Raw genomic sequence first — 18,699 nt, forward strand, 5'->3', positions numbered from 1 at the left:
AGCCTTTTGGCTGCTTTTTTTGAAACCGAACAAAGCTGGTAATTTATGTTTTCTCCCAATATGGTATTTCGCCATAGTACTTTATAAAAAAGTCGATAAATGCACGTACTTTTGGCGCCAGCAATCGGGAGCTTGGGTATACAGCCCAAATAGCGGCATTTGAATCCATGGGGTAATCTTTTAGTATTTGAACTAGGGTGCCTTCTTTTAATGCGTTGTGGGCGCACCAAATAGACGAAATAGTAATACCTGCATCATTAATACACGCATCCCTTATCGACTCTCCATTATCAATACGAATACTGCCTTTTACCTTAACTTTTTCAATGCCATTTGGCGTTTTAAAGCTCCAGTAGTCAATCCCAATTAATTTAATACAATTATGGTTGAGAAGATCCTGTGGTGTTTTTGGTTCTCCGTGTTCTGCTATGTAGCCTGGTGAGGCGCATATAATTCTATGGTCGCGGGCTAACTTTCTGGCTACGAGGGTTGAATCGTTAAGCTCGGCATTTCTGATAGCGATATCAAAACCACCTTCTACCATGTCTACAATACTATCGCTTTGTCTTAAATCCACTTTAAGTTCAGGGTGCTGATCAATAAAAGCTTTAAGTGCGGGCACTATATGCATACGACCAAATGAGGAAGGGGCTGCAACACGAATCGTGCCTTGGGGGGTAAAAGAGCCTGCGCCTACAGCTGCTTTTGCACTATTTATAGCATTTAATATTTCTTCGGCGTGAGGTAAAAACTCTCGGCCTTCTTCAGTTAAAGATACTCGCCTTGTTGTACGGTGGATTAGTTTTACACCAAGCGATTCCTCAAGCTTAATTATATGCATGCTAGCTACTGGTGGTGAAAGACCAAGTTCCGCGCCTGCTGAACTAATATTGTGTGTAGAGGCAACACGAACGAATAACTTGAGGTGTTCATTGTTCATTATTAAAGCCTATTATTAATAAAAATTTAATACTGATTATTCATTTGAGTGTATTATCATATGTATGTTTTGTAAATATACTGTCTGTATAAACTAAACAAGGGGGTTACCATGAAAGCGATGATTATTAATGAGTTTGGCGCAAGTGATGTATTTAAAGCTGCGGATATTGCTAAACCAGTTGTTAAGGAAGGTCATGTTGTAGTTAAAGTAATGGCTACGAGCGTAAACACGGTTGATATGATGATTCGTCAAATGGGTGACGCATTAGCCCCCTTAGCGCCAGCTCTACCGGGTGTTTTAGGTATGGATTTTGCCGGTGTTATTGATGAAGTTGGCGACGATGTAACCGGGTTTGCTGTAGGCGATGAAGTATACGGCTGTGCAGGTGGATTGGCAGAGTTACAAGGTGCGTTAGCAGAATATATGCTCGCCGATATTAAGTTAATAGCACATAAACCAAAAACGTTGTCTATGCGCGAAGCGGCAGCTATTCCTTTGGTGGGTATTACGGCTTATGAGGGCTTAACGCGCGCTGCAGTAAAGTCTGGTCAAAAAGTGTTAGTTCATGGCGGAGCCGGTGGCGTAGGGCATATTGCTTTACAGTTAGCTAAATACTTCGGTGCAGACGTATTTGCGACAGGTGGTGGCGATAAGCAATCAGCATTAATTGAAAAGTTAGGTGGCACTGCCATTAACTATAAAACGCAAGCTGTGGCTGATTATGTGCAGACACACACGCAAGGTGCTGGTTTTGATGTTGTTTACGATTCAATTGGTGGTGCAAACTTACTTAAGTCATTTGATGCAGCCGCATTGAATGGCCAGATAGCCACTACCGTGTCGTTAGCTGAAATAGATTTAACCCCTGCTCATTTTAAAGGGCTATCGCTACATGTTGTATTTATGCTTATACCTATGCTGCACAACCATAAACGCCAGCAGCATGGCGAAATACTAGCTAAGCTTGCAACAATTATTGATGAAGGGCACCTAGTGCCTGTGTTAGACAATATTGAATTTAACCTTGAGGATACAGGTAAAGCGCATGATCGTTTAGTAAGCGGTGAGGGCATGGGCAAGGTAGTAATTACAATATAAACTAGTTTTGTTTGAAAAGCCGAGCATCTGTTAAAGGGCTCGGCTTTTTTATTATTTATAGGCAAAATCACTCTATAAAGATTTACGGTTAAATAGTCATAAATTCAATTGAGATCTATTTGTTTTGATAAAAATAACGTAGTTAAGTCTGTTATTTTTATCAGGGCTTCTTTATCTGCGTGGGTCCATGATATTTTCGATCCAATACTTTCACAGCAAATCACGCCTAGTGCCTTATTATCTTTAAAATAAATGTAGTCAAGTAGTGAGTAAATATCGTATGGCTCAAAATAGCTTTTGGTAAAGCCTTTTGTAACTTCGTGATTTCTTGCATCGGGGGCATCAAGTATTTGGTGGCTTAGTATGTAGTTAAAGTAATCTGGGTAGTCTTTTGCTGTTAATACTGAGTCAAGAATGACTTCATCGTTCTCATCAAGGCACATTAAGCAATTTATCTCAGAGTATTCTTCATTAAACAGCCATAAGCTGACTCTGTTGGCCGCAGGTATTAATCTTTTTAGTTCACGGCATGTTTGTTTAAGTTTATGTTCTCTTTTAATGCTCGGGTCACTAATTTTTATTGCTAAGTCTTTGAGATTTTCGTTGTTTGGATTGTAAACATTAAGCAAGCTGTTCAAGCTATCTTTATTAAATGGCTTAGTTAAATAACCGTCCATGCCAATATTTAGGTAATGCTCAATATCTTGTTTCATTGTGTTGGCAGTCATGGCAATGATAGGTATTGATTTACCGTTTTTCAGTGCTCTTATGGCCTTGGTTGCTTCAACTCCATCCATTACTGGCATTTGAATATCCATAAAGATTAAATCAACGTGGTTGTTAACAAAGTAATCAACACACTCTTTACCGTTTTCAGTAAAAATCACTTGAGTGTTGTGCGCTTTTAACATTTTATTGACGACGATTTGATTTATTTTATTATCTTCCGCAACTAAAATAGCACAGCCTTGTAAATCAGTTACTTCTTTGTTTTTCTTTAGCAAACTATCTAAAATCGATGCTTCAAAGCTTTGCTGATAAATAAATGTAGAGCCTTCATTTTCTTGGCTGGTAAAACTGATTTTCCCACCCATTAAATGACTTAACTTATTACAAATGGAAAGGCCTAACCCTGTACCACCAAATTTACGAGAGGTAGATGAATCAGCTTGATGAAATTCTTTAAATAAGTTTGCTTGTGCTGCTTTGTTTATCCCTATACCTGTATCTATGACCTTAAATGCTATGTTCTGTGTATTTAAAGAGTGACCTTTTAAGTTAATTATTAAATCAACGTGCCCAGCTTGAGTAAATTTAATTGCATTTGAGCATAGGTTATTTAATATTTGCGATATTCTTAGTGGGTCACCTTTTAATGTTTCAGCCACTTTTTTATCTATTGATACATTAAACTTTATACCTTTATCAGAGGCTTGTTTTTTTAGTGGCTCAATTACACCATTAACAACGTCTTTAAGGTTAAAGTCGATATGTTCAATATCTAATTTTCCAGCTTCTATTTTTGAAAAATCTAAAATATCATTCACTATATTGGATAAAATATTGGCTGAGTTTAGAATACTTTTTAGCGCAATATCTTTTTCACTATTACTGCTGTCAGATAAGCCAAATTCGGCCAAGTTTAAGATACCGTGAAGTGGTGTTCTTAGCTCATGCGACATATTAGCTAAAAATTTACCTTTTAAATTATTGGATGTATCTGCTTCAGCTTTTAGTTTTTCAAGCTCTTGAATATGAGTTTTTTGCTGTTCTAATGCTTTACTTAGTTCTCTGTTTTTTAGCCTTAACTCTAATTGGGCTATTACCTCTTTACTTAAAATAGTTAACGCACTAATTTGTTTTTTAGTTAATTTTTTAGGTTTATCACTAATTACACATAAAGTACCAATTGTACTGCCTTGCGGTGTGATAAGGGGGGCACCTGCATAAAAGCGAATGTTTGGATCGTTGGTTACTAAAGGGTTGTCGTGAAAGCGCTCATCAAGTAAAGCATTTTGTATTTCAAATACTTGGTCTTGCAAAATAGCATGGGAACAAAACGCAATATCACGCTCTGTTTCACTGGCATCAATACCGTATTTTGATTTAAACCATTGTCTTTGCGGATCGACTAAGCTTATAAGTGATATAGGGGTATCACATATATCTGAGGCAAGTTGAGTTAAGTCATCAAATACTTTTTCTGCTTCTGTATCTAATATTTCGTACTCATATAATGCTTTTAATCGAGATTGTTCATCCGCTGGAATTCGCGCTTTCTGCATAGTAATACCTAATGTTTATATTGCGTTACTATAGAAGTAAAGTGAACTGAATGACAACTTTTAACTACAAGTTACAATAAAGAGACAAATATTCGTTAGCTTTATTATAGACAGCCCGCCATTTACAAAAAGTTATTGATTTACATTAAGCTCAATAAAAATAAGTTGGAAGGTTAATTAATCAATTATAAAAATTTAACGGACCTTTATTGGGTATAGTAGCGGTAAGCACTGTACCTTTGAAATTAAACCAACCAAACAATTATATATTGTTTATTTTAATGGATTTTAAATATCATTAGATATTTAATTTAGTTTACAGTTTTGGTGTAAACACCTTATTGAGTAGCTTAAGCTGGAAAATCTACTTTAAACTTTCAATTAGCTTTAGCTTACTTTTAAAATTTAACTTTACATGAATGTAGCGAGCTAGTGTGGCAATTAGTACCAAAGTGCCAATACCTACTTGTGTGAGCCATATTGTTGTGTGGTTGTACATTAAAATGCTCACGGCCGCAGTGATGCAAAGTACTGCCCACAAAATGGAACAGCCTATAAGGTTTAAGCGCCAATAGTTTATTTGATTAATGAGCTGCTGCTTTTTAAAAAGTAGTAAACCATTAACATCTAGGGTGTGTGTTTTTATTAGCTTTTTGCGCTGAATAAATGCCCATACTGAAAACCCAATTGGTAACGGAGTTAAAATTGCGTATAACACTTGCTCAGGAGTGCTAGTTGCTTCAAAAACTAACGCATAGATACAAAATAAGCTAACAAATGCGCCAGCAACTAAGTCTAACCATGCTTTAATTGATTGTTTTTTTCTTGCCGATGTAATTTGGCCCAGTAGTGCGGCAGTATCTAGTTTTGGAGTCGCATTTTTATAGTCTTTTTGCCATTGTTCTAATAGTGGATCCATAATTATTATTGCTCCATTAGCTTTTGAAGTTGCACACGTGCGCGGCTAGCGCGCTTGGCAACGTTCGCTTCGTTTAGACCTAACGTATGTGCTATTTCGGCTTGGTTAAAACCTTCTAATTGAAGAGAAATAACTTGCCTAAATTTTAATGGTAGCCGTCTCATTGCTGTCATTAAATCATACGTGTTATCGCTGTGTTTGTGAGAATCAGTACTAACCAAGTCAAGTAAAGGGTCGCTTAAATTATGACGATCTTGGCGACGTGTTTCTTTTAAAACATGATCGACAGCACGGTTGTGTGCGACCCTAGCAATAAAGGTCTTCATACTTGAATCGCCTCTAAAGTTTTCTACTGCATGCCAAACAGCTAACGATATATCTTGCAGTAGGTCCTCTCTAAGTGCTTGGTCTGCTTCATGTGTTGCAGCAATACGCGCCATTAAAGGTGCGTATTGCAGTAGTATCTCATGAATATGATCCCTTTTTTCCACTAGTCTTCCTTGTTTTTGATGAATACACTTCTGTAAGCAATATAGCTTATACACGTGAGTATAGGACCCGTAATAATCGCACTTAATAAAAAAGTATAAGGAGCTAACAATAGACTTAAGAAAGAAATTAGCGCGATTAAACACATTGGTTTAAACGCATAGAAAAAAGCATTTAGGCTACTTTTTAATGCTTGCAGTACATTTTTATCACCAAGTAAAACACAATAGCCTGCAAAACTGACAGGCAGTGTAACAGGAATAACCGAGGCAAAAATAATACCTAGTTGCCATTGGGTAACTTCAGTAGGCTGCGAAAATAAAAGTAAATTTATGCCATCATTTCCTAGTAAAAGCTTTGCTACAAATAACTGAAGAAAAAAAGCAGATGCTAAAATTGCTGAAAGCGGAATCATGCTTAGCCAGTTTTTAGCTTTAAAGATCGACTTCAATGAAAATACTTTTTGAGTGGCCAAATGGTGAATGACGATAATAGCGCTGCTGCCTACAAAAGTGGCAGCCCATTTGGAGGCTAGCATGCCATAAGGGGCGGGTAGTATTTGAAAAATACCTTCAATAATTAAAGGAAGCAGTAAAAATAAAAAAAGTTTTACAGGTGCTTGCTTAAAAAGTGAAAAACCGTCTTGAAGCCATTGATTAGCTTTCCTAGCGGGTAAAGTATGTAGTGGGGTTACTGTTAATGTATTCATAATTACTCTCCTTTTGATTGTTATGTTATTAGTCGATAACAATGAGAATAACCTGACATTTTATTTTTAATTAAAGTAAAAAATTTAAAACACAAAAATAGATTTATAATTAGATTAGCTTACACCACAAGCAGGATATAAATTAAGCACTTCAGTAACTACTTGACCAAATAGAGCTTGTTCTTGCTTTGACAAATTAATCGTTGGGTCAAATTTCATGATATCGGCGGGTCGTGAAGTAATTATTTCTGAAAAAGTCATTGCTGTTAATACATTGCCTGCATAAGAGGCATGGTTGCCATCATCCATATGTAGTTTTGCATTTGGCATCAAAACTAAAAGCCTGTTCCAAACAAGGCCAATAGGAGCTACGCAGCTAGGTTGTTTAGCGCTTATTGATAAATGTAAGTCGTATACACGCTGGCCTTCTTCAGGGTTGCCTCTTTGTGGGTGTTCAGGAAATAAAATAGGTGTGATATTTTGTGCCTTAGCTGATGAAATTAAATGCTCAGCGGCATCAGTAGGGTAAGTTGTTAAACCAGACTGAGAGTATTTTTGGCCTTGAAAAATGGCATGGCTTGGATTTTTGTTTTTAAGTTTGTCTACGTTTGCCCTAATACTCACAATATTATCTAAAAATGGTCCCGACACTGTGGTTGTTTGAACTGACTTATCTGGGTATTGGTTTTCGATTATATGCTCAATGATCCGCCCTAACTGACTGCTGTGACTATTGCCATAAATAATAATGTTGTAATTATCTTCGATATTATTTTGTGTAATTGGAGTCTGACTGACACTTGTATTTGATTGAGGAACATTGGTATTACTGCTGCCTGAGCCGCAGGCTGATAAAAATATTAAAGAAAAAAGCCAAAATTGTTTAGGGGTATTAAAACTTATCATACTAATTTGTACCAATATTGAAAACTACTTACTGATACTAGTAGGTTAATTCTTATGCCACAAGTTCTTGCACGGCTCAAATACCTTAGTAATATTTTGTTTTATGATTTAAACAAAAAGCCCAGCAAAAATGCTGGGCTAAGGTACTTAGGTAATAAAGGTATTATTGCGTTAATTCACCAGTAGCTGACTCTATGTGTGCTCTTACAAACCACTGAAATTGCTCAAGATCGGTAAGTTGGCTTATTAACATATCTTCAGATACTGGATCTAAATCTGATACCGTTTCGATGGCTTTACGGTGATCGGCATTAATACCGTTGTACACCTTATCTAACGCGCCTAAATGCTCGGTAACAAGTCCTTTACCTAATGAATATTCGTTCCATGTACGGCGGTCAACAATTGACTTAGGTGTCCCTACTGGTATGCCGCCTAAAGTGGCAATACGCTCGGCTATTGTATCTGTCATTTCGCGCACAGCTTCAACCTGAGGGTCTAGCATTTCATGCACGCCTATAAAATTAGGACCAACAACATTCCAATGAATATGTTTTAGTGTTAATTGAAGATCTATAAGTGCAACCATGCGGTTATCTAAGGCTGCGATAGTTTTTTCAGCTGATTCGTTGCTCATACCTGGTGCAGTAAATTTAGCTTGCTTATTTGTATTGCTCATAACTTCTCCTACTTAACTATTTAATATTTTCACGTAGTCCTTTACGTAATAAATACGTGATAATTGTATGAAGCAATCAATATGCCGAAAGTTAAACTAAATAAAATTGCTTTAAATCAGTCGCTTGTGTTTTTGCTTTTGTTTGGTTTTTTATTAATATGAGGTGGTTATGAAAAGTCTGCATCTTTTTGTAAAATTTGCAGACCAAATAGATTTGCTGAAACTAAACTAGAATATTTTTAACGGGTGTATTCATGTGCCTTTAGTAATTCAAGCGGTATTACTTCAAGCGATTTTTTATTAGTGGCCTGCAAGATTACTGGCGGCGCAACGTTTGCTTGTTGCGCATGAAGCCATCTTATTGCGCATAAACACCATTTGTCGCCAGCTTTTAAGCCTTTAAAATCGTAAAGTGGATTGGGCGTTATGAGATCATTACCTTGTGACTTCGAAAACTGTAAAAATTCTTCGGTCATAATTGCACACACACTATGATTACCGCGATCAGAGTCTGGTACATAGCAAAAACCTTCGCGAGTATACCCGCCATTCCCACAGCATAACTGCAACCGGGAATCCAGAACGTTATATTGATTTGCCATTAGGTGCCTTAAGTCATTATGTTTAATACAGTAAAAATTACTTTATCAGGCGCTAAAAAGTATAGCTACTAAAGTGAGGATGTTTAATTATGACTTTTTAAAAAAATCGGGGCATTTAAATGAAGGGAGGAGGGGAAAAGTATTATTTGTGCCACAAACTAGTTTCACTAGATCGTGGCACAAGTTAAGTTAAAGTTTGTTAACTATTCGTATTTTCTGGCTTTTTTAGTTTTGATTACTGCAATGTATGCGTGCCAGCTTGCATAGCTAAGTAGTGGCATAATCACAATAAACCCAACAGCCCCAGTTACAAAACCAAGCGCAACCATTAGGAAAATGCATATTGACCAAACAACCATCGGCGCAAAGTTATTTTTAACGGCGTTAATAGATGAGACGATAGCTGTCATTATGTCTACGCGTCTTTCCATCATAATTTGTGGTGTAAATGCAGACACTGAAAAAACAGACACGAGTAAAACGCCACCTGCAATTGTACCAAGCGTTAAAAATGCTGACAGTTCTTCAAATGTTGGGTTAGCGTAGTTAGGGTATAAAGCATGAACAAGGGCGGCAATGCGCATCCACGCAATCATTATTACGAGTAATAATATTGCAAATCCCCACTCTCCAACTGGGTTTCTAAACATCGACTTTAGCGAATGCCTAAAAGTGGGTTTGTGGTCTTTTTCGAGTTCCCATGCTACGTCGTATAGGCCGGCTGCGAAAGCGGGTCCAATTAAAACAAACGCAACAGTGGCGGGTAAAATTACAAACACGCTTTGTGCAAAAAATGCAGAGTAGATAATAGCTGCAGGAATAATACTAAACACTAGGCCATAAATTACAGTAAGTAACGGGGCTCGGGTCATATCTTTAAACGCAAGTGCTAACCAGTGAAAAGCAGCGAACGTATCTACTTTGTTACACTCTATACAGCGAGCAAATTCGGTATTTTTTTCAATTGTTTTTGTTGTAGGCATAAGTGGAGCTCCTCTATAAAGCCTCTATTTAGGTTTAGGTCATAAACGCTTTATTTACAAATATTAAACATACATACGGAGCTAAAATTAAAATTGTTCACTAAATAAACGTTTTATGTTTTTAGAAGGGGGGATTACAAAAGGAAATTTTATAGGAGGATTGCTGAAATCAATATTAATAAAGTACTACTTAACCTGTGGGCAGGTTAAGTAGTTAAATAATGCTCAGCCTAAGCTGATTGCTAGGTATTGTATCTCGTCACCATTTATTTGTGGCAAAAAGTAAATATCGTTGTATTTAAAATATTGCTGAGAGTTTATCGTAACTGGCTCAGCTGACGATGGTAGTTCATCGTAAACTTGCCCTAAGCTATAGTCGAAGACGTTGCCAATTTTAATTGCTTTGTTGCGCTGAATTATTGGCGCGTCTACCACTTTATAGCCGCCGTTATCAGCAATATAAAAAACGTTCTGATAAGCATAATATGTGGTGTTGCGATGTTTCATACGCGAATAATGTCTTGGAAGTTTTTTAATGCGCAGTCCGCGAGGTGGCATCACAGCGTGATAGCCTTTTTTAGCTTTTCGGTAGTAAATGCCGTCATTAAAGCTAAATGAAATTCCATTAAACCAAATAGAAGTACTTCTTCTTGGCAAGTGCCTTATGTATCTATTTTCTTTGTAATAACGCGGCTTATACCTATTAGTTAGGTAGTTATATTTATGATTGTCGAAACGTAGTTGTTTACGCTTTTCTTGCTGCTTTTTTTGCTTGTTCTTTTCTTTTTTACGGTCTTGGCGCTTTTCTTTTTTTTGCTCTATACGTAGTTTTTTTTCATGGCGACGTTCATCGCGCTTATACTCAATGCGTTTAGGGTTTTCGTGCTTATAATTTTTATGAGCTTCTCGCTCGTTGGGCGCTGCAATTGCGGTGCTTGAAAGCGCGCTAATGGCAATTATACCCGATAGTAAAAATGTAAGTTTCATAGTGTGCCTCGTTTATGTTGTTACATAACTAGGCTTAATATTAACCTCTGAAACTGAACATTAACTGACCTATTTAATGTTTGGACGTTCCTTTACATTGCTTTACGTAAGCTAAACAGTTTCTTACTTATTATTACAGTTTTAAACAGGGCGCTTTAAACAATCTATACATGTGATAAAAAAAGAGTGCAGGTTAAAATTAAAGACTAACTTATAAGCCAAGCTATTAAAATTTAAATCATTTTAATAGCTTGTTCATTAGTGCTTAGCTGGGGCTAACAAATCTCATCGAGTAAATGCATCACACGTTCGCTGGCTGCTTCCATTTTATGAATATGCTTAATTGCAGATTCTTTATCGCCATTTTGAATTGAGTGCAGAGCCGCAACACCATTTTTATGTACTTCACTATGCGGGTTTTCTAATTGTTTAAATGCATTGGTGTGTTTAAATTCAGCAGACTGCTCTGAACTATACCATTGGCCTAATCGGCACATTGTATGATCGCTAAAGTCATTAATTGACTTGTTGCTTTGGCCATTTGCTACTGCGTAAATGTCACCTTTCCATACGACATGATCTAGTTTAACGGTTTGAATAAACGACAACGTAGCAGCCTGAGAAATCGTATTTTTCATGTTGTTACAAAAATCAATAATTGAAGTGTAATCGGTATTCAGTGCATCAAAATTATCACTTAGGTGCGAACTATTTTCTTTAATACCTTCTACTGATACCACTGTTTCATCTGTTTTGTTAATAATTTCTTTTACTAGGTCGGCCACTTCTTGCGCTGACTTATTCGTGTTTGTTGCTAGCACCCTTACTTCATCTGCTACAACACTAAAGCCTCGGCCAGCTTCACCCGCACGGGCAGCTTCAATAGCAGCGTTAAGTGCTAATAAATTTGTTTGATCTGATATTTTACTAATTGTTGAAACAAACGTACTGATTTTACCGGCCATGCTAGCTAGGCCTGAAATGTTTTCAGTCATGCTTCCCATTTTACTGGTCATTAAATCCATTTCTTTGACAATATGATTTAGCGAGCTATTTGATTTTTCGAGCAGGGTGTTTATTTTATCGCTTACTTTGTTTTCTTCATCAATTTTAGAGTAAGAGCCCAATACGGTTTGTCTTATATCTTCGATTTGAGCAACACCATTGATAGAGCTGGAAAGTAATGAGTAAGTGAAACTATGATCTTCATTATTATTTGGGTTATTTAACTCTTCAATTAGAGAAGTATTTTCATTGATAAGCGTTGTATTTTTGTTACGTAAACTCTCAATTTCTTTTTTTAGTTGGTCATTTTCGTTTTTCAATATCGAGTAGGTTGAACTTAAAACAAACATATTTAGACCTTGATTTTTAAAAATTAATTTACATTTAGTTATCATTATAGAGGTAAAATTTTATTGAGCATATATTTATAATCACTGTTTTCTTTCAATAAACTCATATGGTGATAAATTTTTGTTAATTCTCACCATACATTATTAAGTTCAAAGTCCTTGGTTAAAGGTTGTTTTTATAAAATCCGTAAAAATGCCACTAGGTCTGTTTGTTCTTGCTTGGTTAAATTAAGCTTTATAAGCAGGTCGGTGGTTTTAGGGAAGTGTGGGTCGTTTAGTTGGTTTTTTCGTGGTCTTGGTCTAGCTCCGCCATGGTTATACATACTTACGATGCCTGATAAATCTTCAAATAAGCCGTTATGCATCCACGGAAATGTTTGCATTAACCCTAATAGTGATGGGGTTCTAAATTGGCCAATATGCTCAGAGTTGTGGGTGGCATCGTAGCGGCCTTTATCTTCAAAACGGCGGCCGTAATAATGCAGCCCTGTGCCATGGAATTGGTTGTCGCTGAGTAGTGCGCCGTTATGGCAAGTCATGCATTTAGCTTTAGTTCTAAATAGGTGCAGGCCATTTAACTCACTATCACTTAGACTACTAACTGCTTGTTGTGGAACCTTATTAAGCTGCGTTAAAAAAGTTTTATAGCGGCTATTTGGCGCTGCTAATGTGCGCTCAAACGCAACTAAGGCTTTTGCCATTTGCTCAGTGGTTAACGTGCTGCTATTAAAAGCGCTTTGGTTAAATGCACTGTAGCTTTTATCTTTATTTACCCGCGCTAAAGCTATCTCAGGGTCTAAGTCCATTTCAATTGGGTTTGCTATGGGCATTAGCGCTTGTTGCTCTGCCGTGCTTGCACGACCATCCCAAAAAAAGCTTTGCCACTGATCAATACCAAAAATAGCAGGGGTGTTACGTGTGCCTATTTGCTCGTCAATGCCTATGGCAGTTGTACGGCCATCATGAAAGCCTTTGTCGCGTTCATGGCAGGTGGCGCAGCTAACGGTATTATTACGCGAGAGCTGCACATCATGAAAAAGCTTGTCACCTAAAGCAACATGCTCAGGTTTTGGCGAGGCTACAGGCAAAAGCGACATGGGCTCAACGCTTCTGCCATCACTGGTTTGAATAGTAGGCCAGTGAGCTTGGCCTTTGCTATAAAGTGAGCGTAAATCGTTATTGTTTAAAGCTTTAGAATCAGCCGTAAATAAGAATACAGCAAGGGCTACAAAAATAACTTTAATCATACTTGTAGCTCAGCTCTAACCAAAACACTCGACCAGGCTCAATACCTGATGCGCCCTCTGCAACTGTATACGTTCTCGTATTTAATAAATTAGAAATATCAGCACGTAACTCTAAGCTTTGGTTGCGGGTCAGTTTATGTTTGTATTTTAAACTTAGGTTTAGCATTGTCCTGGCACGTATAGTCTGTTCTTGGTAAACATCAAATAGAGTGGAAACAACTGGGCAGCTAGCACAGACATCCTCTATATCAATACTTTCGCTTCCTCCTGTACGTACAGCTGTATCGTAGCTACCTGAATATGAGATATTTAATCCAGTGCTAAATGAATCGACCCAATCTACGTTCCAGCCTAAGGCAGCTGTGATAGGTGCTCCAAAATTAGTTCGTATCTGAGATAGTTGACTTAATGTGACCAGTGATCCTTCATCTGTTGCATTAACATAGTAAACGAGCTCATCAAGTGGGGTGTTATCTACGGTTGCATTATAATTGTCATTTGATATTTCGTTCTCGGCATACGACGTATTCGCCCATACTGAATGAGCACCAAATTGTGCGCTCCATGCTAGTGAAATACGTTCTGAACTTCCCGTTCCTTCATTACTAATATTAATATAAGTGTACCCATCAAGATCTGTTTCGTCTGAAGTAGTGCGAGAGAACTGCTGATGTTTTTTACGTTTTATGTATTTTAAAGACACATTACCCATTGTCTCAAATGCGTGAGCGATACCCAGTGCAAATTCATCATCGTAAGGGGTATCAACGTCATTAAAACGATATTTAAAGCTACCAGTGTAATTTGAATCTAACCAGTTTTGTAAATATCCACTTTCGATAGGTCTGTATTGCAGGTACGAAAACTGCTGTTGCTCTTTTATTTTATAACTGATGATTGCAGAGTCGTAATATCGGTTAAGGCCGGCACTAATAATAGTTTTTTTATTATCAAATACGTCGTAACCTAATGAAATTCGCGGTGCTACATCATGGTTTTGTAAAAAGTCATCATAGCTGTAGCGCATACCTAAATTCACATCCAGTTTGCCATAGTTAATATGGTCGGTAACGTAGAGTGCGTTGCGATTTAAATTTACATCTATGTATTCAGCTGGGCTAACAGTTCGGCCATTAAAAAATTGCGCTGTAGTAGTTATATTATTACTGTATGCGGTGACGTGCTCCGAGTTGTTAAAGTCAATTTCCCCACCTAATTGCTCAGCTAATTCTTCTATAGGGATGAGAGTTTCGAGTGCTTGACAATCAAGTGAATAACCACTGCAATTAAGGGGGGTAGTAGCACTAGACCATATAACAGGCGAACTGTAGTTATAGCCATCTTGAAAACGCTCACGTTCTATTTGCTGATATTTAATTTCTGCACCAGCCACAACTGAGTGGGTTAATCCTAAAAATTTAAAAGTTTCTAGATTAAATGTATTTTTCCAATTAGTAGTGAATTGGCGGTTATCTAACGCGCCATAACCACCTTGGCGTGAAAAGCGTTCGTCTGCATCGCCTTGGTTAGCGTATTGTCCCCAGTCTTTTCCTTTTGTTTGCAGCCAATTATAAAAATGCGCTGGGCCATCTCGGCTACTATCACTTATGTTAAAGCTTAAATTACTTGCCCATGTTACATATTTAAAATCTTGCTTTAATTGTATTGCGCTACCATATGCGCCACCTTCTAACTGATAGTCACTATCAAGTGCATCAGTAATAAAACCATTCACCTCGTAGGGAGAGTAGATCATACTTATCGTAAAATTATCAACCCAGCCGTTCTTATAACCATATTTAAATATAGCGTTAATGTTACGGCGGCTTTGGGTTTTTGTTTGCCCTAGTGATAAGTCACTTATATCACTGTTAAGGTAATTTAAACTAAGCATTACACCGTGACGTTTATTAAGTTGCTTTTTACCGCTCAATGAATAGCTTATTTTTTCGTATACTGGAGCCTCTAATTCAGCTTCATCTGTACTGCTTTGCTCAGTTTGATCATCGGCTTGAATATAATGATAATCAGCCCAATCACTGTGATTCCCGCGTACAGTAAAGCTAAAACTATCTTTGCCAAACGTTTCTTTTGTTTTGGTATCAACAACACCGCCAGAAAAACCACCAAATTCAGCCGGAATATTATGATCGTACACAGTGATTGACTCAACTACATCAGAGTTTACATTCATGCTTTGCACACCGCCTGACACGTCATTACTTGATGATGTTAAGCGACTACTACTGGCAGGATCAATTCGATTATTGTAGTTCATACCATCAAGTGAAAAACCTGTTTGCCAAGGCTGGGCGCCTGAGATGGATATTTCTGGCGCACTTATCTCTGCTAAGCTTTCAATGCTGAATGCCTCATTGCTTAATTGTACGCCAGGTAAAAGGGCAATTAGCTCATTTATGTCGCCATTCCCTTTGGCTGTTGCATCAATAAAACTGCGGTCTAAATACGAACGACCAATAACTTCAGGAACTTCTATCCCTATAAATTGGCCTTTGACTTCAATGTGTTCGATAGCTTCACATAAACTTTTTTTTTCATCAGTGAGTGTGCTGCATTCTTCAGGTGGGGGAGGAGTCTGTTTTTGCTCGGTCGCACCATATGAATTATGGGCAAGCAAAAACAGACACGCATAAATATAACGTGTCTGCATTGTTTTCTCTTATTTAGTTGCCAATTGGAGTGCTGTCTTCGCTATCAGCAATACCATCGTTGTCAGCATCTTCATCGGCTGTTAAACCCGAAGCGGTAATATCTTCATCAGTTACATTTGCTAAGAAGAAGTTTGGAAGCCCGTCGTTATCAGTATCAACACTGGCAACACGGTTATCTCTAAAGTCATCTTTGCTTGCAATTAATTCAGCCATTGTGGTGTAAAGGTCAAGTTGGTCGGCTTCACCATTTACCTCGTTAGTGACAAGCGCTGTCGCTTGCTCGTATTCGCCAAGTAAGGTATGTGCTTCGACTAAATCTTCCATGGCATCAATAATGACAGTATCGGCTTGTGTTAAAATAAGCGTTTCAATATCAGCGAGAAGTGCTGAGGTGTGTGTTTTCACACTACTGTAAGTGCTAGCAAAGTCAGAAATACTACCTGCATTAGCGCCCATGCTAGAAAGCATGCTGTAACGCTCCCAAAAGACAGTTGCAGACGGACTAAGTAGTATTGTTTCGTTTTTTAGTGATTCGAGTACTTCAAGTAGTTGGTTACTTGTTAACGTGCTTAAATTTTCGTTTACTTCAACTATTGCACTATTAAATGTAGTTAAGGCTAAGTCGGTAAACCCTGCGCTTACTAAATAGCCTAATGTTTCTAATCGGTATTCAAAGCGGTCTTCAATGTCATCTAATACACTAATTTTACTAAGTAATTGCGTGTTTATTGCGGGGATTTCGTCAGTTAAGCCTGCGCGGTCAAGTGATACCATTACATTGCTGTGAACAACAATTGCAGAAGTGTCGGTTAAAGTTCGTAATGTGCCTGTATTTAGTTTATTTAACATGGTTAAACAGCGATTTGCGGCAGCAGCAGTATCTGCGCCAATTTCTCTACTAATGGTGACTAGTAAACCACAGCCTTTATAGCCAGCTAAGAAAGAAGTAGATGACTCTGTACTTATGTATTCGTCAGATGAAATAAACTCACCCGCATACGTTAATACGTCTTTCGCTTGTTCGGTATACCCGTACTGATATAAAATTTGCGCTGTGCCTGCGTTGTTGTCTGTTTCGACTAAACTTCTAAAAAATTCATTATAATCACCTTCCTCGGTAAAAAAGGTAAAGGCCTCAGTGGCTGCATCGTCCACTGAAGAGCCCGACATAATGCTTTTAGCTACGCTAAAGCTATACATAATTTGATTAGCACCACTGATATCAAAATCAGATGAAAGTAAGGCAAACGCAGGGTTTTCCTCAAGATCGTACAGGCCTTCTAGTAATCCGGCCAGAGTTTGTAGTGGGTAAGTATAAGTACCTAAATTGGCCTCAGTGTATTCTGAAGCAGCAAAGTCATAGTTGCTATCGATGCCCGTTACACCATAAAACGACAACGCTAGATTTACGTATTCTCGAGCTAACTCAAGCGAGTTTGCACGAAATAAAATCTCTGCTGCCCATGCGGTATAAAGCGCTTTTAGTCTTTGTGTTTTTTTACCTTTAAATTCACCGCTTTTGTGAATTTGGTAACCTGTGTTACTCGAAATGTTTACCAGTGCAGTAGCAAAAGTTTGTGCTGTGAGTTGATTGGCATCAGTTGGGTCAGCTGCATATACGTCTAATGCACCTTCGGCTGCATTTTTAAATGCTGTTTGGAAGTAACCATACGTTTTTGTGTACTCTTCTTCACGTACAATCTCTGCGTAGCTGTTAATGGTATTTAGTAGGGTTTCTGCTTCTTCAGTTTGCCCTACATCCATATAATCATTTAATAAACCAAGTAACCAAGACGCATCACTACTGTTTATATTTTCAAAGCCCTTTTCAGCTAAGTACTGGTTGTAAGCGGCTAAAGCGCGTGAGCGATATTGTGCACCTTGCTCTATTTCATTGATGCTATCTAACGCAACACCTACATCTCTTAGGCCTCCAGCAAGAGCTGTTTGCTCGTTAATGAGTAATAAATAGTCTTCGGCTGTATCTAAAAACCCAGCACGTGCATACGCCGCTGCTTGAACTTGGTATACGGTATAACGTGAAATTTCATCGTTAATGCTTTCGTTTACAATATCGGCTTGTTTTAAGTGTGATTTACTAGAGCTGTAGTAGAAATTACGTTTGTCTTCATTTGTAACATAAGAAGGGCTTAGTGTAATACTGGCCGTAATGGGTTCATCAATTACGCCATCCGTATAGCTTATTACGAATGCTTCATTAACTGAACTTAATGTTTGCGCTTCAAAGATAAACTCGCCCGTGCTTTCGTTTATTGTAATTACACCATTTTTAGGGGAGGTTACCAGCGTAAATGTTATTTCATCTCCATCGGCATCAACTACATTAATAGTCCCCTCTGTTGTTGATGATGAGGTAACAAATACGTTTGTTGTTTGTAATACCGGCGTATCATTAACATTTTCGACCGTAAAGTTTAGCGTTACATTTGAACTAAGAGAACCATCGCTGGCTGAAATTGAAGCACTATCACTACCGAAAAAATCGGCGTTAGGGGTATAGGCAAACTTACCATTTACTTCTACCTGTATAGTCCCGTTATCTGGTGCATTGGCAAGCGTATAGCTTAAGGCGTCATCGTCGGTGGCTGTTACTTGGCCTGAAAAAGTGGTGTCTTCGTTTACAGTAAAACTTAAATTAGGTTGAGAAAACTGTGGAGCAGTATTACTAGAGCCACCGCCACAACCTGCCAACGCAAGCGCGCATAATATTGGGGTAAATTTAATTAGCTTGTTCATTATTGTTAATATAAAAAGTTAATGGTGTTGCGAATGATAATACATATCAATTAGATTTAAAAGTTAGA

The 18,699-nt window shown here is 37.8% G+C and carries 15 protein-coding genes; 1 reads left to right on the forward strand and 14 read right to left on the reverse strand.

Translation table 11 applies throughout. From position 1 onward, the window contains the following. Positions 1-43: 43 nt before the first annotated feature. Positions 44-940 (reverse strand): LysR family transcriptional regulator, encoded by an 897-nt coding sequence (locus RF53_RS01610; RefSeq protein WP_006791800.1) that lies wholly within the window; start codon positions 938-940, stop codon positions 44-46. Positions 941-1,051: 111 nt separating this feature from the next. Between RF53_RS01610 and RF53_RS01615 the strand changes: the two genes are divergently transcribed. Next, entirely contained in the window at positions 1,052-2,041 is a 990-nt protein-coding gene (locus RF53_RS01615) for a zinc-dependent alcohol dehydrogenase family protein (RefSeq protein WP_039036418.1), read from the forward strand. Positions 2,042-2,145: 104 nt separating this feature from the next. Here the strand turns inward: RF53_RS01615 and RF53_RS01620 are convergent, their stop codons facing one another. The 13 genes from RF53_RS01620 to RF53_RS01680 all read right to left on the reverse strand — a co-directional run bounded on the left by RF53_RS01620 (position 2,146) and on the right by RF53_RS01680 (position 18,631). Next, positions 2,146-4,326, reverse strand: coding sequence for a GAF domain-containing hybrid sensor histidine kinase/response regulator (locus tag RF53_RS01620; RefSeq protein WP_039036419.1), 2,181 nt, complete (start codon positions 4,324-4,326; stop codon positions 2,146-2,148). Positions 4,327-4,690: 364 nt separating this feature from the next. Beyond that, positions 4,691-5,245 (reverse strand): hypothetical protein, encoded by a 555-nt coding sequence (locus RF53_RS01625; RefSeq protein WP_039036420.1) that lies wholly within the window; start codon positions 5,243-5,245, stop codon positions 4,691-4,693. Between the two features lie 5 nt (positions 5,246-5,250). Next, the gene (locus tag RF53_RS01630; RefSeq protein WP_039036421.1) at positions 5,251-5,736 is read right to left on the reverse strand and encodes an RNA polymerase sigma factor; all 486 of its coding nucleotides are present in this window, start codon (positions 5,734-5,736) and stop codon (positions 5,251-5,253) included. Beyond that, a complete protein-coding gene (locus RF53_RS01635) occupies positions 5,736-6,443 on the reverse strand; it encodes a hypothetical protein (protein ID WP_039036422.1) in 708 nt (235 codons plus the stop codon). Before RF53_RS01635 ends, RF53_RS01630 begins: the two co-directional genes overlap by 1 nt. 114 nt (positions 6,444-6,557) lie before the next feature. Then, on the reverse strand, positions 6,558-7,349 hold the full coding sequence (locus RF53_RS01640) for a hypothetical protein (protein ID WP_039036423.1): 792 nt from the start codon (positions 7,347-7,349) through the stop codon (positions 6,558-6,560). Between the two features lie 163 nt (positions 7,350-7,512). Beyond that, complete coding sequence (dps, locus tag RF53_RS01645) at positions 7,513-8,028, reverse strand: DNA starvation/stationary phase protection protein Dps (protein WP_039036424.1); 516 nt, start codon at positions 8,026-8,028, stop codon at positions 7,513-7,515. Positions 8,029-8,267: 239 nt separating this feature from the next. Next, positions 8,268-8,630 carry a DUF2237 family protein gene (locus RF53_RS01650; protein ID WP_039036425.1) on the reverse strand — a complete coding sequence of 121 codons (363 nt, stop codon included), beginning with the start codon at positions 8,628-8,630 and terminating at the stop codon, positions 8,268-8,270. A gap of 203 nt (positions 8,631-8,833) precedes the next feature. Further along, positions 8,834-9,613 carry a DUF2189 domain-containing protein gene (locus RF53_RS01655; protein WP_039036426.1) on the reverse strand — a complete coding sequence of 260 codons (780 nt, stop codon included), beginning with the start codon at positions 9,611-9,613 and terminating at the stop codon, positions 8,834-8,836. A gap of 225 nt (positions 9,614-9,838) precedes the next feature. Then, positions 9,839-10,600: a DUF6515 family protein gene (locus RF53_RS01660; RefSeq protein WP_039036427.1), complete on the reverse strand. Its 762-nt coding sequence runs from the start codon at positions 10,598-10,600 to the stop codon at positions 9,839-9,841. Between the two features lie 275 nt (positions 10,601-10,875). Next, complete coding sequence (locus RF53_RS01665; RefSeq protein WP_052242853.1) at positions 10,876-11,955, reverse strand: methyl-accepting chemotaxis protein; 1,080 nt, start codon at positions 11,953-11,955, stop codon at positions 10,876-10,878. A gap of 176 nt (positions 11,956-12,131) precedes the next feature. Further along, positions 12,132-13,202: a cytochrome-c peroxidase gene (locus RF53_RS01670; RefSeq protein WP_039036428.1), complete on the reverse strand. Its 1,071-nt coding sequence runs from the start codon at positions 13,200-13,202 to the stop codon at positions 12,132-12,134. Next, positions 13,195-15,873, reverse strand: a complete 2,679-nt coding sequence (locus RF53_RS01675; protein WP_039036429.1) for a TonB-dependent receptor plug domain-containing protein — start codon at positions 15,871-15,873, stop codon at positions 13,195-13,197. Before RF53_RS01675 ends, RF53_RS01670 begins: the two co-directional genes overlap by 8 nt. A gap of 13 nt (positions 15,874-15,886) precedes the next feature. Then, positions 15,887-18,631, reverse strand: coding sequence for an Ig-like domain-containing protein (locus RF53_RS01680; RefSeq protein WP_039036430.1), 2,745 nt, complete (start codon positions 18,629-18,631; stop codon positions 15,887-15,889). Positions 18,632-18,699: the final 68 nt, after the last annotated feature.

It is taken from the genome of Pseudoalteromonas sp. ECSMB14103, assembly GCF_000813065.1.
GTDB classification, from domain to species: Bacteria; Pseudomonadota; Gammaproteobacteria; order Enterobacterales; family Alteromonadaceae; genus Pseudoalteromonas; species Pseudoalteromonas marina.